We start from the raw sequence: 23,895 nt of genomic DNA, 5'->3' as shown, positions 1-23,895 counted from the left end.
TTCAAGCGTGAAACTTATTCATTTAACTCATCCACATGAACAAAATAAATTAGAATTACCACCTACTGTAATGGCATTAGGGTTTTTTGATGGCATTCATTTAGGGCATCAACGTGTGATTCGAACGGCAAAGCAAATAGCGGATGAACGCGGATATAAAAGTGCAGTTATGACATTTCATCCTCATCCATCTGTTATTTTAGGAAAAAAAGAAGCGCATGTGGAGTACATTACACCAATGCGTGATAAAGAAAAAATAGTAGAAAACTTAGGAATCGATATATTATATGTTATTAAATTTGATGAATCATTTGCAGGATTATTACCACAACAATTTGTAGATGATTATATTATCGGTTTAAATGTAAAGCATGTTGTAGCTGGGTTTGATTATTCATATGGACGTTTAGGAAAAGGGAAGATGGAGACTTTACCATTTCATGCAAGAGGGGAGTTTACACAGACTGTGATTGAAAAAGTTGAATTTCAAGAAGAGAAAGTAAGTTCTACAGCATTACGAAAGTTAATTCGAAATGGCGAAATGGAACAAATTCCATCTATTTTAGGTAGAGCCTATACAGTAGGAGGAACGGTTGTACACGGTGATAAACGTGGACGACAAATTGGTTTTCCAACCGCTAATGTAGGTTTAAGTGATGAGTATTTATTGCCACCTGTAGGTGTTTATGCAGTGAGATTAAAAGTTCACGATGCATGGTACGATGGTGTATGTAATATTGGATATAAGCCAACGTTTAAAGAAAATGAGCGTCAATTATCTATTGAAGTGCATTTATTTGAATTTAACAAAGACATATATGATCAAAGTGTTACAGTTGAGTGGCATATGCGTATAAGAGAAGAGAAGAAATTCAATGGCATTGACGAGTTAGTTGAACAGATCGCAAAAGATAAGAAAACAGCACAAGAATATTTTGCGAGCGAAAAGAATATACTTGCTTTTTCAAATGAAAAGTAGTATTCTATGTTATGTACTTTATGACAACCATTGCTTGGCATTGCGACTCACCGACGCTTGCTAGGTAATTGGGGGTTTAATTAATAGGAGGTGAAATAGGATGGCTTTAACACAAGAACGTAAAAATGAAATCATTGCACAATTTAGAACTCATGAGACTGATACTGGTTCTCCAGAGGTTCAAATTGCTGTCCTAACGGAGCAAATTAACACTCTAAACGAGCACTTACGTACTCACAAGAAAGATCATCATTCACGTCGTGGTCTATTAAAGATGGTTGGTAAACGTCGTAACTTACTAACTTACCTTCGTAATAGCGATATCACACGTTACCGTGAATTAATCACAAAGCTTGGCTTACGTCGATAGTCAAAGAAGCGGGAATATTCCCGCTTTTTTGTTAGGTAAAAATATATCTTCTACGCTTTATAGCTTACTTAATTTTCGGCAATACTAGAGGTAGAATATTGTGATATACTATCCATTTACATAGAAGAATTGAATACTTTAAATTGAGAGGGGTACTTAAATGAGTCAAGAAAAGCAAGTCTTCTCGATAGATTTAGCTGGTCGCCAGCTAACAGTTGAAACTGGTCAGCTTGCAAAACAAGCGAACGGAGCAGTATTAGTAAGATATGGCGATACAGCGGTTCTATCTACAGCAACTGCATCAAAAGAGGCTAAAAATGTAGATTTCTTCCCACTTACAGTAAACTATGAAGAGCGTTTATATGCAGTCGGAAAAATTCCAGGCGGTTTTATTAAACGTGAAGGTCGTCCAAGTGAAAAAGCAATTTTGGCAAGTCGTTTAATCGACCGTCCAATTCGCCCACTATTCGCAGATGGTTTCCGTAATGAAGTACAAGTTGTCAGCATCGTAATGAGTGTGGATCAAGATTGTTCTTCTGAAATGGCGGCTATGCTTGGTTCTTCATTAGCATTATCGGTTTCAGATATTCCATTTGAAGGCCCAATCGCTGGTGCAACAGTTGGTCGTATTAATGGCGAGTTCGTTATTAACCCAACAGTAGAACAGCAAGAACAAAGTGATATCCACTTAGTTGTAGCTGGTACGAAAGATGCAATTAACATGGTTGAAGCAGGAGCAGATCAAGTACCTGAAGAAACAATGTTAGAAGCAATTATGTTTGGTCATGATGAGATTAAACGTCTAATCGCATTCCAAGAAGAGATTGTACAAGCGGTAGGTAAAGAGAAATCAGAAGTAAAACTTTATGAAGTTGACGCTGATCTTAATCAAGCTGTACGTGAGATGGCTGAGAAAGATATGCATTCAGCAATTCAAGTACATGAAAAGCATGCACGTGAAGATGCAATTAACGAAGTGAAAAAACGTGTAATTGAGCATTACGAAGCTCAGGAAGCGGATGCTGATACATTAGGACAAGTAAATGAGATATTATATAAAATTGTAAAAGAAGAAGTACGTCGTCTTATTACAGTTGAAAAAATCCGCCCGGATGGCCGTAAAGGTGACGAAATCCGTCCTTTAGCATCAGAAGTTGGTATTTTATCTCGTACACACGGTTCTGGTTTATTCACACGTGGACAAACACAAGCATTAAGTATTTGCACATTAGGTGCATTAGGCGATGTGCAAATTTTAGATGGTCTTGGTGTAGAAGAATCAAAACGTTTTATGCACCATTACAACTTCCCATCGTTTAGTGTTGGTGAAACAAGACCAATGCGTGGACCAGGTCGTCGTGAAATCGGTCACGGTGCATTAGGAGAGCGCGCACTTGAGCCTGTAATTCCATCTGAAAAAGATTTCCCATACACAGTACGTCTTGTATCTGAAGTGTTAGAGTCAAATGGTTCTACTTCACAAGCAAGTATTTGTGGTAGTACTTTAGCGATGATGGATGCTGGTGTTCCACTTAAAGCTCCAGTTGCAGGTATTGCTATGGGGTTAGTTAAATCTGGTGAGCATTACACAATTTTAACTGATATTCAAGGTATGGAAGACCATTTAGGTGATATGGACTTTAAAGTAGCAGGTACAGCACAAGGTGTAACTGCACTGCAAATGGACATTAAAATCGATGGTTTATCTCGTGAGATTTTAGAAGAAGCACTACAACAAGCGAAAGTTGGTCGTATGCACATTCTAGATCATATGTTATCTGTAATTGCAGAACCACGTACTGAATTGTCAGCTTACGCTCCAAAGATTATTACAATGACAATTAACCCAGATAAAATCCGTGACGTTATTGGACCAAGCGGTAAACAAATCAATAAAATTATTGAAGAAACTGGTGTTAAAATTGATATCGAGCAAGATGGTACAGTATTCATTTCATCAATAGACCAAGAAATGAACGACAAAGCTAAGAAAATTATCGAAGATATCGTTCGCGAAGTACAAGTAGATGAAATCTACGAAGGAAAAGTAAAACGTATCGAAAAATTCGGTGCTTTCGTTGAATTATTCAGTGGTAAAGATGGATTAGTTCACATTTCTGAACTTGCACTTGAGCGTGTAGGTAAAGTAGAAGATGTTGTGAAGATCGGTGACGTAATTCCTGTTAAAGTTATCGAGATTGACAAACAAGGCCGCGTGAACCTATCTAGAAAAGTATTGCTAAAAGAAGAGCAAGAAAAAGAAGCTGCTAAAGAAGAAAACAAACAAGAGCAGCAATAAGTAAAAGCCAGTTTAGCTGGCTTTTTTTGTTATGTAAAAAACATGATTTACACATATTTTTATGTCAGTATAGGTATAGTTTTCAATATAACGCTCAAATTAACAAAGATAAGAAGAAAATGTTTTTTTATATAGTTAATGGGAGGGTTTATATGAAAGTTCGTATAATGGCATACATATGTATATTTTTTTTATATGTCGGTGTAGGCTCTAGTTCTGTTTTGGCGCAGGATAATTTGTATGAAGAAATTCAAAAACAAGCAAAACAGTATGAGATTGCTCCTCAAAACGCGATGATCGATAAGATTTGGAAAGCGACACCTGGATATAATGGAAGACAAGTAGATATAGAAGCGTCGTATAATAATATGAAAAAGCTCAAGGGATTTGATCAAAAACATCTTGAATTCAAGGAAGTGTCACCGAGTGTCCACTTAGAAGATTTATCACCAGCCCCAATTTATCGAGGACATCCAAATAAAAAAATGGTGGGATTAACAATAAATGTGGCATGGGGAAATGAGTATTTACCTCGCATACTAGAAATATTGAAAAAACATGATGTGAAGGCGACTTTCTTCTTAGAAGGACGTTGGGTGAAAGAAAATTTACGATTTGCAAAAATGATTGTTGATGCAAATCAAGAAGTCGGAAACCATTCTTACACACACCCTAATATGAAAACGTTATCGTCAGACGAAATCCGAGATCAGTTACAAAAAACAAATCGAATGATAGAAGCTGCTACGAATCAAAAAGTGAGATGGTTTGCCCCACCGAGTGGAAGTTTTCGGGATGAAGTTGTAAAAATTGCAGATGATTTCCAAATGGGAACGATTATGTGGACTGTAGATACAATTGATTGGAAGCGACCAGATCCAGACGTTCTATTGCAGAGAGTAATGAGAAAAATACATCCAGGTGCCATTGTATTAATGCACCCTACTTCGTCTACAGCGGAAGCATTAGATACAATGATTACAAAATTAAAGGAACAAGGATATAGAGTGGGGAATATAACAGAATTACTGGATGAAAAACGTGTGGATTAAATACATTTGCATGACATTCATCCTTAAACTTGTTATCATTAAATAATAGCGTTTATTTAGAGAAACTGGCAGTAGGAGGAAAGTTTTTGATTAAAAAATATACTTGTAAAAATGGTGTAAGAATTGTTATGGAGAATATACCAACAGTAAGATCGGTTGCAATTGGTATTTGGATCCATGCAGGATCAAGAAATGAGAATGAAAAAAATAACGGGATTTCACACTTTTTAGAGCATATGTTCTTTAAAGGGACAGAAACACGTAGCGCACGCGAAATTGCAGAATCATTTGATAGCATTGGTGGTCAAGTGAATGCCTTTACTTCGAAAGAATATACATGTTACTATGCAAAGGTGTTAGATGAGCATGCTAAATATGCTTTAGATGTTTTAGCAGATATGTTCTTTAATTCAACATTTGATGAGGAAGAACTGAAAAAAGAGAAGAATGTCGTATGTGAAGAAATCAAAATGTACGAAGATGCTCCAGATGATATTGTGCATGATATGTTAACGAAAGCGACATATGAAACGCATCCACTTGGCTATCCTATTTTAGGAACAGAAGAAACGCTTGAAACATTTACAGGTGATACGTTACGTCAATATATTAAAGATCATTACACACCTGAAAATGTTGTTGTATCAATTGCAGGAAATATTGATGAAGCATTTCTACAAACTGTAGAGCAATATTTCGGTAGTTATGAAGGAACAACAAACCGTGAACAAGTACATAGCCCAATTTTCCATTTTAATAAGGTATCACGTAAAAAGGAAACAGAACAAGCTCATTTATGTCTAGGATATAAAGGCTTACAAATGGGACACGAAGATATTTATAACTTAATTGTATTAAATAATATTTTAGGCGGTAGTATGAGTAGCCGTTTATTCCAAGAAGTACGTGAGCAACGTGGGTTAGCTTACTCAGTATTTTCTTATCACTCTTCTTATGAAGATACAGGTATGTTGACATTGTATGGTGGAACAGGTAGCCAACAATTAGATACATTGTATGATACAATGCAAGAAACGTTAGAGACATTAAAAAATACAGGTATTACAGAAAAAGAGCTTGTGAATAGTAAAGAGCAATTAAAAGGAAATTTAATGTTAAGTTTAGAAAGTACGAATAGCCGTATGAGCCGCAATGGTAAAAATGAATTGCTTCTTCGTAAACATCGTTCACTTGATGAAATTATTGAAAGTGTAAACACCGTAACGAAAGAAAATGTAGACGAATTGATTCGCAACATGTTTACAGATGAATTCTCTGCGGCACTTATTAGTCCAGATGGAAAACTTCCAAAAGGAATAAAACTATAATTGATTTTTTTGATGTATTCGAAAATAACCGTATCCCTTTTTAAGTGAGATATGGTTATTTTTTTTATACGTACAGAATAGGTACTAATTATAGATAATTCACATGGAAAATTTGGGAGGGGGAGAGTGTATGCGATTAAGTGAATTAAGTGGTAAGGAAATTGTAAATTTGGAAAGCGCAGAAAAAATGGGAGTTTTAGGTTATGTGGATTTAGAGATTAATGAGAGAGATGGAAAAATACAAACACTTATAATACCTGCTGGGAAATGGGGAGGTTTTAAAAAAGAACCGCAAGAAGTAAGGGTAGCGTGGAGTCAAATTAAGAAAGTGGGACGTGATATAATCCTTTGTGATATTACAAATCATTCACATTCGAAGTGAAAGATGGCCATTTTGGTCATCTTTTTTTGTATCTACATAGAAAGCTGATAAATCATATGTGCGTTTTGATTTTCAATCACCTAAAACTCGTACATTACATATGATGTGGAGGAAAAAGAAAAAGTAGGCACTTTTCTTATAAACGACAGAAAAAGAAGGTGAATTAGGGAATGTTGACTGAGATGCATATTGCTGTCATAGGAGGAGATGCAAGGCAGCTAGAAGTAATTCGCAAGCTAGTTGAATTGGATGCGAAACTTTCATTGATAGGGTTTGATCAGTTAGATCATGGCTTCACGGGGGCAGCAAAAGAAAGTATACAAAATTTAGATTTCACTTCTGTAGATGCAATTATTTTGCCAGTTGCAGGTACAAATGCCAAGGGAGAAGTAGATACTATTTTTTCAAACGAAAAAGTTTCTATTACGAAAGAAAAAATTGAAAATACACCAGAACACTTTACTATATATTCAGGTATTGGTACGCCTTACTTGGAAAATCTTGTATCTACTACAAATCGAAAACTTGTTAAATTATTTGATCGTGATGATGTGGCAATCTACAATTCTATTCCAACTGTAGAAGGTACATTAATGATGGTAATTCAACATACCGACTATACAATTCATGGGTCTAATGTAATGGTTTTAGGATTTGGTAGAACAGGGATGAGTGTTGCCAGAGCATTTCAATCATTAGGAGCCCATGTCAAAGTTGGAGCAAGACGGTCTGAACATATTGCACGTATTACAGAAATGATGTTTTCTCCTTTTCATATGCAAGATATTGAGAAAGAAGTAGGGAATATCGATATTGTGATTAACACCATTCCGCATCTCGTTGTAACAGCGAATGTTATTTCGAAAATGCCAGCTCATACGTTAGTAATCGATTTAGCTTCTAAACCAGGGGGTACCGATTTTAGATATGCGGAAAAAAGAGGAGTCAAAGCGTTGCTAGCACCTGGATTGCCAGGTATTGTTGCTCCAAAAACGGCTGGACAAATTTTAGCAAACGTTCTTTCTCAGTTATTAACAGCAGATGTAAACGCAAAGGAGGAGGAAAAGAAATGAGTTTGAAGGGGAAACGAATTGGTTTCGGATTTACAGGTTCACATTGTACGTATGAGGAAGTGATGCCTCATTTAGAAAAATTAATTGTTGAGGGAGCAGAAGTGCGCCCTGTTGTTTCTTATACTGTTCAATCAACAAATACTAGATTTGGAGAAGGAGCAGAATGGATTAAGAAGATTGAAGAAATAACAGGATTTAAAGCTGTTAATTCAATCGTTGGCGCAGAACCGCTAGGACCTAAGATTCCATTAGACTGCATGGTAATCGCTCCTTTAACAGGGAATTCTATGAGTAAATTTGCAAATGCAATGACAGATTCTCCAGTACTAATGGCAGCAAAAGCGACGCTGAGAAATGGCAGGCCTGTCGTATTGGCGGTTTCGACGAATGATGCATTGGGGTTAAATGGCGTAAACCTCATGCGCCTAATGGCTACAAAAAATATCTACTTCGTCCCATTCGGCCAAGACGCACCAGAGAAAAAACCGAATTCAATGGTAGCTCGTATGGAGTTATTGGAAGATACAGTATTAGAAGCATTGCAAGGAAAGCAATTGCAACCGGTTGTCGTAGAAAAATTCAGATATATGAATTAAAAAACGAAAAAAAACGGACAATTTTTGATGAAACCATCATTCTTACTGTAGAATATGATAAAATTAACGTTATTAAGATTAGAAGGGGTATTGTATACTCCTTCTGATTCTAAGTTATAGAAGGATTGGTATCTAGAAAGGGGCATAGTGATGGAAAAGCAAAAAACTTTTCATGTCGCTGTAGTTGGAGCAACCGGCGCAGTTGGTGAACAAATGTTAAATACTTTAGAGAAACGAGAATTTCCAATCGGGAAGTTAACGTTACTTTCATCTAAACGATCTGCAGGTAAGAAACTTGTATTTAAAGGCGAAGAATTTACAGTTCAAGAGGCAACTCCTGAAAGTTTTGAAGGAGTAGATATCGCACTATTTAGTGCTGGTGGATCTGTATCGAAACAATTAGCGCCAGAAGCAGCAAAACGCGGTGCGATTGTTGTTGATAATACAAGTGCATTCCGTATGACAGAAAACGTGCCACTTGTTGTACCTGAAGTAAATGAAAACGATTTAAAAGAGCATAATGGAATTATTGCAAATCCAAACTGTTCTACAATTCAAATGGTAGTCGCTCTTGAGCCGATTCGTCAGCAATATGGTTTAAAACGAGTAATCGTTTCCACATATCAAGCTGTATCAGGTGCTGGTGCGGCAGCGATTGAAGAACTTCATGAACAATCACAAGCAATCTTAAATGGCGAAGAAGTTAAGGCGAATGTATTACCTGTATCAGGTGATAAGAAACATTTCCAAATTGCTTTTAATGCGATTCCACAGATTGATAAGTTCCAAGATAATGGATTTACGTTTGAAGAAATGAAAATGATTAATGAAACGAAAAAAATTATGCATATGCCTGAATTAGAAGTAGCGGCAACATGTGTACGTTTACCAGTTGTATCAGGACACTCTGAGTCTGTTTACATCGAAGTAGAAAAAGACGGCGTAACAGTAGAAGAATTAAAGAGCTTACTTGCAAATGCGGAAGGGATTGTTCTGCAAGATAACCCAGAAGAGCAGTTATATCCAATGCCAGCTACTGCAGTAGGTAAAAACGAAGTATTCGTTGGAAGAATCCGTAAAGATTTAAATAACGATAAAGGATTCCATCTTTGGGTCGTATCTGATAACTTATTAAAAGGCGCTGCATGGAATTCAGTTCAAATTGCAGAGCGTTTAGTAAAATTACAATTAGTGTAAACGGCTAAGAGAAGGTGCAAAATATGAAAATTATTGTTCAAAAATTTGGTGGCACATCAGTACGTGATGAAAATGGACGTAAGCATGCGCTTCATCATATAAAAAAATCGCTAGATGCGGGTTATAAAGTAGTTATTGTCGTATCTGCTATGGGCCGTAAAGGTGAACCATATGCAACAGATACGTTATTAAGTCTTGTAAATCAAGAGGAATCTACTATTTCTAAACGTGAGCAAGATTTATTATTATCATGCGGAGAGTTGATCTCAGCAATCGTTTTCTCTAATATGTTGAATGAGAACGGCATAAAAGCAGCAGCATTAAATGGTGCACAAGCTGGTTTTGTAACGAATGATGACTTTACGAATGCAAAGATTATTGAAATGAATTGCGATCGTATACATGAAGAGTTAGAAAATGTAGATATAATCGTCGTTACAGGATTCCAAGGGCAAACGAAAAAGGGTGATACGACAACACTTGGACGCGGAGGTAGTGATACTTCAGCCTCAGCATTAGGTGTTGCGCTTCATGCTGAATATATCGATATCTTCACAGATGTAGAAGGCGTTATGACTGCGGATCCTCGTATTGTCAAAGATGCACGTCATCTTCAAACGGTAACGTATAACGAAATTTGTAACATGGCTTATCAAGGTGCAAAAGTCGTTCATCCACGTGCGGTTGAAATTGCGATGCATGCAAAAGTACCGCTTCGTGTACGTTCTACGTATTCTGATAGCGAAGGTACACTTATTGCAGCATACGATGGTGCAACGAAAGGGCAGGATGTCGAAGAACGTCCAGTTACAGGCATCGCTCATGTATCAAACGTAACGCAAATTAAAGTGCATGCAAAAGAAACGGCATATGATATACAACAGCATGTGTTTAAAGAAATGGCAAACGAAGGCATCAGTGTTGACTTAATTAACATTTCTCCGACTGGCGTAGCTTATACTGTAAATGATAATGTATCAGCTCGTGCTGTCGAAGTATTGAAACAACTTGGCTATGAGCCAATTGTGACAGAGCATTGTGCAAAAGTATCTATCGTTGGAGCTGGAATGGCAGGTATCCCGGGGGTTACTGCGAAAATCGTTACAGCTTTAGCGGAAAAAGGTATTCAAATTCTGCAATCAGCAGATAGTCATACAACAATTTGGGTTCTTGTAAAAGAAACCGATTTAGTGGAAGCTGTAAATGCATTACATAGTGCGTTTGAGCTTTCAAAAGAAAAGCAACTGGAACAATAAGGAGTGAGACCATGATAGATTTTGGGACAATTGCAACCGCGATGGTAACACCGTTTGATAAAAACGGGAATATCGATTTTGCAAAGACAACGAAATTGGTAAATTATTTAATTGATAACGGTACAACAGCAATCGTGGTAGGAGGAACGACAGGTGAATCTCCTACATTAACTTCAGAAGAAAAAGTAGCGTTATATCACCATGTCGTATCTGTTGTCGATAAAAGGGTGCCCGTAATCGCTGGAACTGGTAGCAATAATACGCATGCTTCTGTTGACTTAACTAAAAAGGCAACAGAAGTTGGTGTTGATGCAGTAATGCTAGTAGCACCGTATTATAACAAACCGAGTCAAGAGGGGATGTATCAGCACTTTAAAACGATTGCTGAAAGCACTCCGCTTCCGGTTATGCTATATAATGTTCCAGGACGATCTATTGTACAAATCTCCGTTGATACAGTTGTTCGTTTATCAGAAATAGAAAACATTGTTGCGATTAAAGATGCAGGCGGCGATGTGTTAACAATGACAGAGATCATTGAAAAAACAGCGGACGACTTTGCAGTATACAGCGGTGATGACGGTTTAACGTTACCGGCTATGGCAGTTGGAGCGAAAGGTATCGTTTCAGTAGCATCTCATGTTATTGGAAATGAAATGCAAGAAATGATTGCAGCATTCCAAGCAGGAGAGTTTAAGAAGGCGCAAAAATTACATCAATTACTTGTAAGAGTAACTGATTCATTATTTATGGCGCCAAGCCCAACTCCAGTAAAAACAGCGTTACAAATGGTTGGATTAGATGTAGGTTCTGTACGTTTACCACTTCTTCCATTAACAGAAGAAGAAAGAGTAACGTTACAATCTGTCATGCAATCTATTCCTCGTTAATAAAAATGACCTAGTTTGAAACTAGGTCATTTTTTTATTAGTATGAAAATGTTTGAATCTGTTTTAAAGTAAGTTTTTTTGTAAAATGATTTTAGGCTCTCCTTTTTCATCTGTATATGTTCCTATACTATCAAAACCACTTTTTATGTTTAAAATAAGCATATTACGTCACTTGTTTTTTGTTTTTGTTTGAACGATAGAATAACCTTTTTCTTTTAAAGTATGATGTTGTTTCTGCATTAATTTGGTGGCAACTCCTTGATTTCTATAGTGACTGTCAACCCCAACAAGCCAATTAAAAAATTTAACCTTATTAAATCCCTATCCAATTTTGTAACTTACAACTGTTTCGTCATGTATTGCAACGTTTATAAGAAAAGAATCTTGCATCTTTAGTTTCGTTAAAAAGTCGGTGTTAGTACAGAAAATACTTTTGTATAAATGTAGTAGACTTTCGGTTATGTTTTTCGGAGGAATTTTCTCAAATGTGACGTAATCCATAAAAACACCTCATTTCATAAGTGTTTTTGTGTAATTCAAGGGAGAAATCTGGAAAATACATCATATGAAAGTAATTTAGGGTATTTAGGGGTGCTTCTTCAAAATAATATGGAGTATAAAAGCTACGGAAATAAGTTTGATACTTTTGGTGCTATTCCTTTCTTTTACTTTTTCTTTCGCACGATTTAACTTGTGTTCTATTTCTTGTATCAGGTATAATATGGCTAAGTAGCTTAGTACGGGTATGCTTAGCAAAATTGGAAAAAATTATAATTTGATTAAATTTTCATATCATATCGAATAAGATATTTGATTTATATAATGAAAGAGAGGTGAAACCTGGTTTAAAAAATAAACAAGGACATGATATCGCATAACGGTAAGGACATTCGTCTTGGACGGTGAATATATGGTGGTTGTAGGGTTTCCCCTGGTGTCTCTGCAATTTTAGTGAAATCAGTGTTTGCAAGATTTTTAAACCAGGCAACAACATGAAGAGAAAAGAGAATGAGTCTGTTAAAGTATTTGCTCTTGGTGGAGTAGGTGAAATCGGGAAAAACATGTACTGTGTTGAAATTGATTCTGAAATCTTTATTGTAGATGCAGGATTAATGTTCCCAGGAGATGAAATGTTTGGAATTGATATCGTTATTCCTGATATTACATATTTAGTTGAAAATCAAGAGCGTGTAAAAGGTTTATTTATTACTCACGGTCATGAAGATCATATTGGTGGAATTGTTTATGTACTTCGTAAATTATCTATTCCAGTGTATGCAACGAAATTAACGGTAGGACTTATACAAGAAAAACTTGGCGAAGCGGGTATGTTAGGCCGTGTAGACTTAAAAACAATTGATTCAAATTCAACAGTAGAGTTTAATACTACAACGGTGTCATTCTTTGGGACGACACATAGTATTCCGGATTCTGTTGGTGTTTGTTTCCATACATCAAAAGGTGCTGTCGTATATACGGGAGACTTTAAATTCGATCAAACTCCAATTGGAAATAGTGGAGCAGACCTTGGGAAAATGGCACAAATCGGAAATGAAGGCGTACTGTGCTTATTATCTGATAGTACAAATGCTGAGCGTCCAGGCTATACAGGTTCGGAAAAAGAAGTTGGTGTAGAAATTTCTAAAGTGTTCTACGGCGCAGAAGGTCGTATTATCGTTGCTTCATTTGCATCGAATGTACATCGTATTCAACAAGTATTTGATGCAGCTGCTGAAACAGGACGAAAAGTAGCGGTTGTAGGACGCAGTATGGTGAAAGTAGTAGATATCGCAAGACGTCTTGGTTATTTAGATGTTCCAGAAGGTATGGTTATTTCACTGCAAGAAGTAGACAATTTCCCAGAGAAAAAGGTAGCTATTTTAACGACAGGTAGCCAAGGGGAACCGATGGCGGCTCTTTCTAGAATGGCAAAGCAAGCGCATAAACAAATTTCAATTCGTAAAGGCGATACGGTTATTATTGCGGCTTCTCCAATTCCGGGTAATGAAATATCTGTATCGAAAATTATTGATTTGTTATTTAGAGCTGGAGCTGAGGTTGTTTATTACGGTGAAAGAAAAGTTCACGTTTCAGGTCACGGTAGTCAAGAAGAATTAAAATTGATGTTAAATTTAATGAAACCAAAGTACTTTGTACCCGTACATGGTGAGTTTCGTATGCAAAAAGCACATGCATATTTAGCTGAAGATGTAGGTATTGCAAGAGAAAATATCTTTATCGTAGAAAAAGGAGATGTAATTGCTTTTGGTGACGATGAGGCAAATTTAGTTGGTAAAGTGCAAGCTGGTAATGTTTTAATTGATGGATTAGGTGTAGGTGACGTTGGTAATATCGTTCTTCGAGATAGAAAGATGTTATCTCAAGATGGAATATTAGTAGTTGTTGTAACACTTGGTAAAGATGAAAAGAAAATTATCTCAGGTCCAGAAATCATTTCACGTGGCTTTGTATATGTTCGTGAATCAGAAGCATTAATTGAACGATCTACAGAGATTGTACGTATGATTGTTGAGCAATCAATTAAAGAATATTCAATTGAATGGTCTATGTTAAAACAAAATATTCGTGAATTATTAGGACAGTTCTTGTACGAAGAAACAAAGAGAAAACCTATGATTTTACCGATTATTATGGAAGTATAAAAAAGGTCACCTTATGGGTGATCTTTTTCTTTTTAACCCTATCGAATGAAATTTATAACTTAAGAAATAATAGTTATATACGAGTGAAAGGGGATGCGATATGACAGAACGTGATCGTTATACAAATGAAGAGAAAGAAGCTGAGCCAAAAGAAGCCGGGAAAGAGGCTTCAATAGTAGAAAAAATTCAACAACTTGGACAGACAAATGTACCACAAATGAATGAATCCCGTATTCATTGTTTAACAATCGTTGGACAAGTGGAAGGTCATGTTCAGTTGCCACCGCAAAATAAAACAACAAAATACGAGCATATCATTCCGCAAATTGTTGCGATTGAACAAAATCCGAAAATTGAAGGGTTGCTTTTAATATTAAACACAGTTGGAGGTGACGTTGAAGCAGGTCTAGCAATTTCTGAAATGGTAGCTTCGCTTTCGAAGCCAACGGTATCTCTAGTTTTAGGCGGGGGTCATTCCATCGGTGTGCCAATCGCTGTCTCTACTGACTATTCGTTTATTGCGGAAACTGCGACGATGACAATTCATCCAATTCGTTTAACGGGTCTTGTTATAGGTGTGCCGCAAACATTTGAGTATTTAGATAAAATGCAAGAAAGAGTCATTCGATTTGTGACGAAGCATTCAAAAGTAACAGAAGATCGTTTTAAAGAACTTATGTTTGCGAAAGGGAATTTAACACGAGATATTGGGACGAATGTAATTGGTGGTGATGCAGTAAAGTACGGTCTTATAGATGATGTCGGCGGTATTGGGAGTGCAATTCGAAAATTAAACGAATTAATAGATGATCGTGCAGAAGGGACAATGCTACAATGATCTTATATACAATTATGCCAGAGCAACTTGTGTATCCGGCGGATTATTCACAATGTGAAAGCCAAAAAGTTGTAAATATAAATGGTGTGGAATTAATGGTTTCTGAAGATGAACATCAATGTTATTCTATTGTACGTGTGTTAAGTACGAATCCACTTCACTACTTAGAGTTTGAGCCTGGTCAGAAAATAACCTTTTAGCAAAAAGAAGGATTTTGTTTAGAAGCTATGGTATAATATAAAAAACAAGACGGTTGAGCAGCCATGAGTAGGCTGCTTTCTTCTGTTTATTTAACATTTTACAAGAAGTGTAAAAATAGAAGATATAAAGACCTGAAAAATAGAGAAAACAAACATATAAGGAGAGCCCTTTAAATGGAAGTGGTCCTTATATGTAGAACACGAGGTGAAGAAATGGCAAAGCAAAAGCAAAGAGGGACGAAGGCAAAAGCAAGACGTACGATAAAGCCAACTTTGTATTATGAAATCGTCGGTTTGACTCTTTTTGCACTTTCAATCATTACGATTTTGCAGCTGGGTGTTGTAGGAAAATCGTTTGTGTTATTTTTTCGCTTCTTCTTTGGTGAATGGTACATAATTGGTGTGTTAGGTGTAATAGCTTTATCGGTTTCGTTTGTTATAAAACGTGGATGGCCGAACCTTTTAAATAAACGGTTAATTGGTTTTTATTTAATTGTATTGGCGATATTAATGTTTAGTCATATCACATTATTTAACCTTCTTACGAAAGATGGAGCAGTGCAAAATACTTCTGTTATTGTGAGTACAAAAGATAATTTCTTTCTTGAAATGAAAAAAGGGCCAGATAGTGTTCACTTAGGTGGTGGTATGTTTGGTGCGCTTATGTTTGCAACATGTTACTTCTTATTTGACGAAGTAGGAGCCTATATCATTGGCATTATTTTAGTTATTCTCGGAATACTTTGTATAACAAATAAGCATATTGGAGAAGTGTTAGCTCCAGTTGGTAGAATTATTAGAAGTCAATTTCAAGTCATGCAAGGGGATTATAAAGAGTGGAAATCCAAAAGGACGGCTGAACAAACTGAAAAGAAAAAAACAACAAGAAGTACAAGGCGCGAACGTGCTGTGGAACAAGAAGAAGTTATTGAGCCAATGGAAGAGATCCAAATTGATCCTCCAATTATTTCGAATTTCACTGAGAATTATCCTGTAAATGAAGAAGAGGATAAACGAATCGAAGTAGAGCAAGAAGATTTGATTAATTCACCGTCTATCGAAGAGACTCCACCTATTGAAGAGCTAAAGAAAAAGCGCGGAGAAAAAATCGTTGAATCACTAGAGGGTGAAACGCAAGCACCTCCTATGCAATTTTCAAATGTAGAAAATAAAGATTACAAACTTCCTTCACTTGATATATTAAAATTTCCGAAGAATAAACAAGTTACAAATGAAAATGCGGAAATTTATGAGAATGCTCGTAAATTAGAGCGTACATTCCAAAGTTTTGGAGTGAAAGCAAAGGTAACAAAAGTACATAGAGGTCCTGCAGTTACAAAATATGAAGTGTATCCTGATATGGGTGTAAAGGTAAGCAAAATTGTCGGTTTAAGTGATGATTTAGCGCTTGCTTTAGCTGCGAAAGATATTCGTATTGAAGCACCTATTCCCGGGAAATCAGCTGTAGGGATTGAAGTTCCGAACTCAGAAGTTTCTATGGTAACGCTTAGGGAAGTTCTTGATTCTAAGGCTAATAATCATCCGGAAGAGAAATTGTTAATTGGTCTTGGACGAGATATTACAGGTGAAGCTGTATTAGCCCGTTTAAATAAAATGCCACATTTACTCGTAGCTGGTGCGACAGGTAGCGGGAAAAGTGTATGTATTAATGGTATTATTGTTAGTATTTTAATGCGTGCAAAACCACATGAAGTAAAATTAATGATGATTGATCCGAAAATGGTAGAGCTAAATGTATATAACGGTGTACCTCATTTGTTAACGCCAGTTGTAACTGATCCGAAAAAGGCATCGCAAGCATTGAAAAAAGTTGTGAGTGAGATGGAGCGTCGTTATGAATTATTTGCTCATAGTGGCACGCGTAATATTGAAGGGTATAATGACTATATTAAAGAACATAATAGTCAATCAGAAGCGAAACAACCTGAATTACCGTATATTGTAGTAATTGTGGACGAGTTAGCTGATTTAATGATGGTTGCTTCGTCTGATGTAGAGGATGCGATTATGCGTCTAGCGCAAATGGCTCGTGCTGCTGGTATTCATTTAATTATTGCAACGCAGCGTCCGTCGGTTGATGTTATTACGGGTGTTATTAAAGCGAACATTCCATCGCGTATTGCATTCGCTGTATCTTCCCAAACGGATTCTCGTACAATTCTTGATGGTGGTGGTGCGGAGAAACTACTAGGTCGTGGAGATATGTTATTTATACCAATTGGTGCATCGAAGCCTGTACGTGTACAAGGTGCATTTTTATCAGATGATGAAGTTGAGAGAGTTGTAGAGTATGTTATTGGACAGCAAAAAGCCCAATATCAAGAAGATATGATTCCGCAAGATGTTCCTGATACAAAGCAGGAAGTAGAAGATGAATTATATGATGAAGCAGTTCAGCTTGTAGTGGAAATGCAAACGGCATCTGTTTCTATGCTGCAACGTAGGTTTAGAGTAGGTTATACGCGAGCTGCTCGCTTAATTGATGCAATGGAAATGAACGGTGTAGTAGGCCCATATGAAGGTAGTAAACCGAGAGAAGTGCTTATTAATGATGTGCAAGAAAAAAGTTCTTAAAAAAAGCCTAATTGTTTTTACAATTAGGCTTTTTTATATACTGTTTTTGTTATATACTATATTCAACAGTAAAGAAAGGGCTTACATTTTAGTCGATTCTTTAGAATACGAATACTTTGAGTATGTTTTTTATAAATGTTCGATATTTAATGTAGAAAAATGTTATATTTTGTTGACACGTATGGGAGCAAGTGGTAAGATTACTTCGAAAAGAATCACTGCCTCATATAATCTTGGAGATAAGGTCCATAAGTTTCTACCTGGCAACCATGAATTGCTAGACTATGAGGGGAAAAGTGTGTAACAAAGGATGTAAGGAATCTTTGTGCCGAACTTTTTCTCGAAATGAGGAATGTTTATGGCGCAAAGTTTTTTTTATGCAGTAAAGAGTGAAAATTTCATCTTAAAAAATTATTAATATTTATTCGACAATTGCGCTTATTTTTAGCAGTTAGTAATTTGTACTATGTTGTAAGTTGAAAAAAGAGAAAAGAAGTCTTACATCAGAGGTCGAATAATTGAAATGCGGGGGAGTCTTATGTCAGTAAAATCCGATAGTCGTCACCTATATTTACGGGTGATTGATCACATCAAAGAAAAAATTAAAGATGGGGCTTACAAAGAAAGACAAAAGTTACCATCAGAGTTTGATTTAGCGAAAGAACTTGGCGTAAGTAGAGCGACTTTAAGGGAAGCGTTACGTATTTTAGAAGAAGAAAATGTTGTCATTCGTAGACATGGTGTAGGGACGTTTGTAAATGCAAAGCCATTATTTTCTTCTGGAATTGAACAACTTTCTAGTATTACAGATATGATTTCTAGTGTGGGGAAAACACCAGGAACAATCTTTTTATCATCATCTACAACAACTTTAACAGAAGAAGAAAAAGAGAAGTTTAATAGTGAAGATGGTTTTAATGCAGTGATGATTGAGCGCGTGCGTACAGCAGATGGGGAACCTGTTGTATATTGTATCGATAAACTTGCAAAAGAAATATTGCCAGATTTATCGGGGTACAATGAGGAATCATTGCTTACAGTGATACATAATAACACGCATAAACGCATAACGTATGCTGTTGCTCATATTGAGCCAATTGGCTACCATCCGAAAATCTCGCCGATTTTAGAATGTGAACCTGAAACGGCACTGCTAGTTTTAAAACAAATGCACTATGATCAAAATGATGAGCCAATCTTATATTCTATCAATTACTTTAGAGCTGACAAGTTTAGCTTCCACGTATTAAGAAAACGTATGTAGGTAAGTTCCTTTTTAGGGAGGTGACAGCAAGAAGTAAGGGACAGCAGCGTATAAAAAATAGACATATCATTTCAGGAGGGGTTTCTAGTATGAAGAAAAAAGCAGGTCTTTTATTATCGTTAACGTTAGCAGCAAGTACAGTGTTAGGTGCATGTGGTAATTCGGATAAAGCGAGTAGTGACAAGAAAGGCGACAAAGAATTCAAGGTTGGTATGGTAACGGATGTTGGGGGCGTTGATGATAAATCATTCAACCAATCAGCTTGGGAAGGTTTAAATAAATTCGGTAAAGACAACGGTTTAAAGAAAAATGAAGGATACCGTTATCTTCAATCAAGTAAAGATGCTGACTATATCCCGAATTTAACGAAATTTGCGAAAGATAATTATAATACAACATTTGGTATTGGATACTTAATGGAAAAATCTGTTGCAAAGGTAGCTGAACAGTATCCGAAAGAACAATTTGCAATTGTAGATACAGTTGTAGATAAGCCGAACGTAACAAGCATTACATTTAAAGATCATGAAGGTTCATTCTTAGTTGGTGCTGTAGCAGCAATGACGACAAAATCAAATAAAATCGGCTTTATTGGCGGTGTAAAGAGCCCATTAATTACAAAATTTGAATCAGGATTTAAAGCTGGTGCGAAAGCGGTAAATCCGAACATTGAGATTGTAGCGCAATATGCAGATGCATTTGATAAACCAGAAAAAGGATCTGTATTAGCATCAGCAATGTACGGTGGCGGGGTTGATGTAATTTACCATGCATCAGGTGCAACTGGTAACGGTGTATTTACAGAAGCGAAAAATCGTAAGAAAAAAGGCGAAAACGTTTGGGTAATCGGTGTTGACCGTGACCAAAATCAAGAAGGTATGCCTGAAAATGTAACTTTAACTTCAATGGTAAAGCGTGTTGATGTTGCGGTAGCAAAAGTGGCACAAGAAGCGAAAGATGGTAAGTTAAAAGGCGGAAAAGTAGAAGAGTTTGGTTTAAAAGATGAAGGTGTTGGTATTGCGAAAACGACTGACAATGTGAAAAAAGTAAACCCAGAAATTTTAACAAAAGTAGAAGAGTTTGAGAAGAAAATTACTGCTGGCGAAATTAAAGTACCTGCGACTGATGATGAGTATAAAACATACGAAGCTTCTCTAAAGAAATAATAATAGAGAAATAGCAAAGGTTAGTTCTTAGAACTAACCTTTGTATATATAAAATTACTTTTAATAGAGTGTAATTGGGGAGTGTTCCCTGCTAGAAGGAGGAACAAAATGGAATACGTAATTGAGATGAACAATATTACGAAAGTATTCCCAGGCATTGTAGCGAATGATGATATTACGCTGCAAGTAAAACAGGGAGAAATACATGCTTTACTTGGAGAAAATGGTGCAGGGAAATCAACGCTGATGAATGTACTATTCGGTTTGTATCAACCAGAACAGGGTGAGATCAAAATTAAAGGAAAACCTGTAAAAATTACAAATCCGAATATAGCCAATGACCTTGGCATTGGGATGGTCCATCAGCATTTTATGCTTGTTCATAATTTTACAGTTACAGAGAATATCATTCTTGGAAATGAGCCGAGGAAAAAAGGGAAAATCGCTGTTGAAGAGGCTGCGAAAGAAATTAAACAATTATCTGAACAGTATGGTTTAGCTGTTGATCCAAATGCGAAGATTGAAGATATTTCGGTTGGGATGCAGCAAAGGGTTGAAATATTAAAAACACTGTATCGCGGTGCAGAGATTTTAATATTTGATGAGCCGACTGCGGTGTTAACTCCCCAAGAAATTCATGAGCTGATTCAAATTATGAAAAAGCTTGTGCAAGAAGGAAAATCTATCATTCTTATTACGCATAAATTGAAAGAAATTATGGAAGTTTGCGATCGTTGTACGATTATTCGTAAAGGAAAAGGGATTGGAACTGTTGACGTTGCAAATACGGATGAACATAAACTTGCAGAATTAATGGTCGGACGTCAAGTGAATTTTAAAACAGAAAAAATAGACGCTACGCCAAAAGAAGAAGTACTTTCTATTGCAAATCTTGTTGTTCATGATGCACGCCAATTACCTGCTGTAAAAGGCCTTGACTTAACTGTTCGTGCGGGGGAAATTGTTGGTATTGCAGGGATCGATGGGAATGGACAAAGCGAATTAATAGAAGCAATCACTGGTTTACGAAAAGTTGAGTCAGGTTCTATTGCAATAAAAGGAAAAGAAATAACGAATTGGCCTGTTCGCAGAATAACAGAAGAAGGAATTGGTCATATTCCAGAAGATCGTCATAAACACGGACTCGTTCTTGATTTTTCTGTTAGAGATAATATAGTTTTGCAAACGTACTATAAAAACCCGTTTTCAAAGAAAGGGATTTTAAATTTTAGCAAAATTACAGAAAAAGCAAAGGCGCTTATTGAACAATTTGATGTACGTACACCTGGTGAACAAACGTTAGCTCGTGCGTTATCTGGTGGAAATCAGCAAAAGGCAATTATCGCACGTGAAGTAGATCGTAATCCAGATCTATTAATTGCAGCACAACCAACACGAGGTTTAGATGTAGGTGCGATTGAATTTATTCATAAAAAATTAATTGAGCAGAGAGATAATGGTAAGGCAGTATTGCTCCTATCTTTAGAGCTGGATGAAATTTTAAATGTTAGCGATCGAGTTGCTGTTATTTATGAAGGGAAAATTGTAGCGATTGTTGATGCAAAAGAAACAAATGAACAACAGCTTGGTTTGTTGATGGCTGGCGGGACGGAGAAAGAGAAGGTGAATACAAATGGCTAAAAAATTTTTAACGGAGCGAACAATTAATATTTTAGTTCCTGTATTATCCGTTATTTTTGGTTTACTTGTTGGTGCCATTGTAATGTTAGTTAGTGGATATGATCCAATTGTTGGGTATGCAGCGCTTTGGGAAGGAATGGTTGGGAATCCGCAAGCGATTGGTGAAACATTACGTACAATGATTCCACTTGTGTTAGCAGGACTTTCTGTGGCATTTGCATTCCGTACTGGCCTTTTTAACATCGGAGTAGAAGGACAATTATTAGTTGGTTGGCTTGCTGCTGTATGGTTTGGATACGCAGTATCATTACCGGCATTTTTGCATATACCGTTATCTATTCTAGTAGCGGCAATTGTTGGTGGTTTATGGGGATTTATACCTGGGTATCTAAAAGGAAAGTTTAAAGTAAATGAAGTAATTGTCACAATTATGATGAACTACATTGCGCTTTATGTTACGTATGACCTTATTAAACGCTTTATACATGAAGGTAACGAGAAGTCTTATGATGTACAAGCGAGCGCTTCGTTAGCCTCTGATTGGCTATCTTCATTGACAGATGGGTCTCGTTTGCACTGGGGAATTGTTGTAGCTATTATAATTGCTATTGTAATGTGGTTTTTATTAGATAGAACAACATTAGGGTATGAATTGAAGTCGGTTGGTTTTAACCAAAATGCATCTCATTATGCAGGAATGAAAGTTTCACGTAATGTTGTATTATCAATGACAATTGCTGGCGCTTTTGCTGGGATTGGTGGGGCTATGGAAGGTCTAGGAACATTCCAAAGTATGACGGCAATGACATCGTTTACTGGTATTGGATTTGATGGGATTGCGGTAGCTCTTCTTGGAGGGAATAATCCGTTTGGTATACTACTATCTGCGTTACTGTTCGGTGGTTTGAAAAGTGCAGCGCCACAAATGAACTTTGAAGCTGACGTGCCATCGGAGTTAATTAATGTCATTATTGCATGTATTATCTTCTTTGTCGCCTGCAGTTATGTTTTACGCTGGGCACTTACACGCATGAGCAAGGAGGGGAAATAAATGAGCTTTTTAGATATTTTAGCCATTCTTGTGACTGGTACGTTATATACGGCAGCGCCACTTATTTTTACGGCGTTAGGTGGAGTGTTCAGTGAACGTTCTGGGGTTGTAAATATAGCATTAGAAGGTTTAATGTTATTTGGTGCATTTATCGGTATCGTTACAACGTTATTAATGGGGGATACGTGGGGATCGATGACTCCTTGGATTGCACTATTATTTGCAGCTATTGGTAGTGGGTTATTTGCACTTCTTCACGCAGTAGCATCCATTACATTCCGCGCGGATCAAGTAGTAAGTGGGGTAGCGATTAACTTTTTGGCTCTCGGTTTAACAGTATTTGCGATTAAGAAAATCTTTGGTAAAGGACAAACTGATTTTATTCAATACCGTATTGAAAAAATCGATGTTCCGGGCCTTTCGGATATTCCGGTAATCGGAAAAATCTTTTTCTCCAATGTACCGTTAACATCATATATTGCCATTATTTTAGCGTTTGTTGTTTGGTATGTTATTTATAAAACGCCATTTGGTCTTCGTCTTCGTGCTGTTGGTGAACATCCAATGGCGGCAGATACGATGGGGATTAATGTATATAAAATGCGTTATATTGCAGTTTGTATATCTGGAATGTTTGCAGGGGTTGGTGGTGCGGTCTTCGCTATGTCGATTTCTGGTAACTTCTCAGGTGCTACAATTACGGGACAAGGTTTTTTAGCGCTAGCAGCTATGATCTTTGGTAAATGGAATCCACTCGGTGCCCTTGGAGCGGCTTTATTCTTCGGATTTGCTCAATCACTTGGGATAACAGGTGGTACAATTCCTGTACTAAAAGAAATTCCAAGTGTATTCTTAACGATATTACCGTATGTATTCACAATATTAGCACTTGTTGGTTTTGTAGGTCGTTCTGAAGCTCCGAAAGCATTAGGAACTCCGTATGAAAAAGGAAAACGATGAGTATTTTATAAGTATAAAAAAGCTCGCACATTAGTGCGGGCTTTTTTACATAGAATATATTTAATACGGAATTTTACTATGTTCCTTACATATTA

General features: G+C 36.7%; 20 protein-coding genes, 1 pseudogene and 1 riboswitch. Of the genes and pseudogenes, 20 read left to right on the top strand and 1 reads right to left on the bottom strand.

Translation table 11 applies throughout. From position 1 onward, the window contains the following. The first annotated feature begins 7 nt into the window (after nucleotides 1–7). The 11 genes from ribF (at nucleotide 8) to dapA (ending at nucleotide 11,422) form a co-directional block, all read left to right on the top strand. Nucleotides 8–979 carry a bifunctional riboflavin kinase/FAD synthetase gene (ribF, locus tag ACQKNR_RS01670; protein WP_427314925.1) on the top strand — a complete coding sequence of 324 codons (972 nt, stop codon included), beginning with the start codon at nucleotides 8–10 and terminating at the stop codon, nucleotides 977–979. Nucleotides 980–1,079: 100 nt separating this feature from the next. Then, nucleotides 1,080–1,349, top strand: a complete 270-nt coding sequence (gene rpsO, locus ACQKNR_RS01665; protein WP_001229392.1) for a 30S ribosomal protein S15 — start codon at nucleotides 1,080–1,082, stop codon at nucleotides 1,347–1,349. 160 nt (nucleotides 1,350–1,509) lie between these two features. Continuing rightward, nucleotides 1,510–3,648 carry a polyribonucleotide nucleotidyltransferase gene (gene pnp, locus ACQKNR_RS01660; RefSeq protein WP_427314923.1) on the top strand — a complete coding sequence of 713 codons (2,139 nt, stop codon included), beginning with the start codon at nucleotides 1,510–1,512 and terminating at the stop codon, nucleotides 3,646–3,648. 152 nt (nucleotides 3,649–3,800) lie between these two features. Further along, nucleotides 3,801–4,700, top strand: a complete 900-nt coding sequence (locus ACQKNR_RS01655; protein ID WP_427314921.1) for a polysaccharide deacetylase family protein — start codon at nucleotides 3,801–3,803, stop codon at nucleotides 4,698–4,700. Nucleotides 4,701–4,786: 86 nt separating this feature from the next. Beyond that, on the top strand, nucleotides 4,787–6,028 hold the full coding sequence (locus ACQKNR_RS01650) for a M16 family metallopeptidase (RefSeq protein ID WP_427314920.1): 1,242 nt from the start codon (nucleotides 4,787–4,789) through the stop codon (nucleotides 6,026–6,028). Between the two features lie 130 nt (nucleotides 6,029–6,158). Further along, nucleotides 6,159–6,410, top strand: a complete 252-nt coding sequence (locus tag ACQKNR_RS01645; protein ID WP_427314918.1) for a YlmC/YmxH family sporulation protein — start codon at nucleotides 6,159–6,161, stop codon at nucleotides 6,408–6,410. Between the two features lie 170 nt (nucleotides 6,411–6,580). Further along, nucleotides 6,581–7,483 carry a dipicolinic acid synthetase subunit A gene (gene dpaA / locus ACQKNR_RS01640; RefSeq protein ID WP_427314916.1) on the top strand — a complete coding sequence of 301 codons (903 nt, stop codon included), beginning with the start codon at nucleotides 6,581–6,583 and terminating at the stop codon, nucleotides 7,481–7,483. Further along, nucleotides 7,480–8,079, top strand: a complete 600-nt coding sequence (gene dpaB, locus ACQKNR_RS01635; RefSeq protein ID WP_427314914.1) for a dipicolinate synthase subunit B — start codon at nucleotides 7,480–7,482, stop codon at nucleotides 8,077–8,079. The genes dpaA and dpaB overlap by 4 nt, the downstream gene beginning before the upstream one ends. A gap of 150 nt (nucleotides 8,080–8,229) precedes the next feature. Then, nucleotides 8,230–9,276 (top strand): aspartate-semialdehyde dehydrogenase, encoded by a 1,047-nt coding sequence (asd, locus tag ACQKNR_RS01630; protein ID WP_193409982.1) that lies wholly within the window; start codon nucleotides 8,230–8,232, stop codon nucleotides 9,274–9,276. A 23-nt stretch (nucleotides 9,277–9,299) separates the two neighbouring features. After that, nucleotides 9,300–10,532, top strand: coding sequence for an aspartate kinase (gene dapG / locus ACQKNR_RS01625; RefSeq protein ID WP_427314912.1), 1,233 nt, complete (start codon nucleotides 9,300–9,302; stop codon nucleotides 10,530–10,532). Nucleotides 10,533–10,543: 11 nt separating this feature from the next. Continuing rightward, entirely contained in the window at nucleotides 10,544–11,422 is an 879-nt protein-coding gene (gene dapA, locus ACQKNR_RS01620; RefSeq protein ID WP_427314910.1) for a 4-hydroxy-tetrahydrodipicolinate synthase, read from the top strand. Between the two features lie 168 nt (nucleotides 11,423–11,590). Here the strand turns inward: dapA and ACQKNR_RS01615 are convergent. Further along, nucleotides 11,591–11,701 (bottom strand): annotated as a pseudogene (locus ACQKNR_RS01615) (GNAT family N-acetyltransferase); the annotation flags it as partial. Nucleotides 11,702–12,414: 713 nt separating this feature from the next. On the opposite strand from ACQKNR_RS01615, the gene ACQKNR_RS01610 reads away from it, so the two are divergent. The 9 genes from ACQKNR_RS01610 (at nucleotide 12,415) to ACQKNR_RS01570 (ending at nucleotide 23,800) form a co-directional block, all read left to right on the top strand. Then, nucleotides 12,415–14,085 carry a ribonuclease J gene (locus ACQKNR_RS01610; protein WP_427314908.1) on the top strand — a complete coding sequence of 557 codons (1,671 nt, stop codon included), beginning with the start codon at nucleotides 12,415–12,417 and terminating at the stop codon, nucleotides 14,083–14,085. Nucleotides 14,086–14,185: 100 nt separating this feature from the next. After that, nucleotides 14,186–14,923, top strand: coding sequence for a translocation-enhancing protein TepA (gene tepA, locus ACQKNR_RS01605; RefSeq protein WP_427314906.1), 738 nt, complete (start codon nucleotides 14,186–14,188; stop codon nucleotides 14,921–14,923). Continuing rightward, nucleotides 14,920–15,123, top strand: a complete 204-nt coding sequence (locus ACQKNR_RS01600) for a YlzJ-like family protein (RefSeq protein ID WP_427314904.1) — start codon at nucleotides 14,920–14,922, stop codon at nucleotides 15,121–15,123. Before tepA ends, ACQKNR_RS01600 begins: the two co-directional genes overlap by 4 nt. A gap of 213 nt (nucleotides 15,124–15,336) precedes the next feature. Next, on the top strand, nucleotides 15,337–17,718 hold the full coding sequence (locus ACQKNR_RS01595) for a DNA translocase FtsK (protein WP_427314902.1): 2,382 nt from the start codon (nucleotides 15,337–15,339) through the stop codon (nucleotides 17,716–17,718). 203 nt (nucleotides 17,719–17,921) lie between these two features. Then, nucleotides 17,922–18,023: riboswitch (purine riboswitch) on the top strand. Between the two features lie 233 nt (nucleotides 18,024–18,256). After that, a complete protein-coding gene (locus ACQKNR_RS01590) occupies nucleotides 18,257–18,982 on the top strand; it encodes a GntR family transcriptional regulator (RefSeq protein ID WP_000114182.1) in 726 nt (241 codons plus the stop codon). A gap of 89 nt (nucleotides 18,983–19,071) precedes the next feature. Continuing rightward, entirely contained in the window at nucleotides 19,072–20,148 is a 1,077-nt protein-coding gene (locus ACQKNR_RS01585) for a BMP family lipoprotein (protein ID WP_427314900.1), read from the top strand. A gap of 108 nt (nucleotides 20,149–20,256) precedes the next feature. Then, nucleotides 20,257–21,789, top strand: a complete 1,533-nt coding sequence (locus tag ACQKNR_RS01580; protein WP_427314898.1) for an ABC transporter ATP-binding protein — start codon at nucleotides 20,257–20,259, stop codon at nucleotides 21,787–21,789. Further along, nucleotides 21,782–22,840 (top strand): ABC transporter permease, encoded by a 1,059-nt coding sequence (locus ACQKNR_RS01575; protein WP_193409973.1) that lies wholly within the window; start codon nucleotides 21,782–21,784, stop codon nucleotides 22,838–22,840. Before ACQKNR_RS01580 ends, ACQKNR_RS01575 begins: the two co-directional genes overlap by 8 nt. After that, complete coding sequence (locus ACQKNR_RS01570) at nucleotides 22,841–23,800, top strand: ABC transporter permease (protein ID WP_427314896.1); 960 nt, start codon at nucleotides 22,841–22,843, stop codon at nucleotides 23,798–23,800. It abuts the gene before it with no gap. Nucleotides 23,801–23,895: the final 95 nt, after the last annotated feature.

This window comes from Bacillus sp. NPDC094077, assembly GCF_050279465.1.
Classification (GTDB): Bacteria; Bacillota; Bacilli; order Bacillales; family Bacillaceae_G; genus Bacillus_A.
Note: the sequence above shows the minus strand (reverse complement) of the source record. Positions and strands in the feature narration are given on the sequence as shown.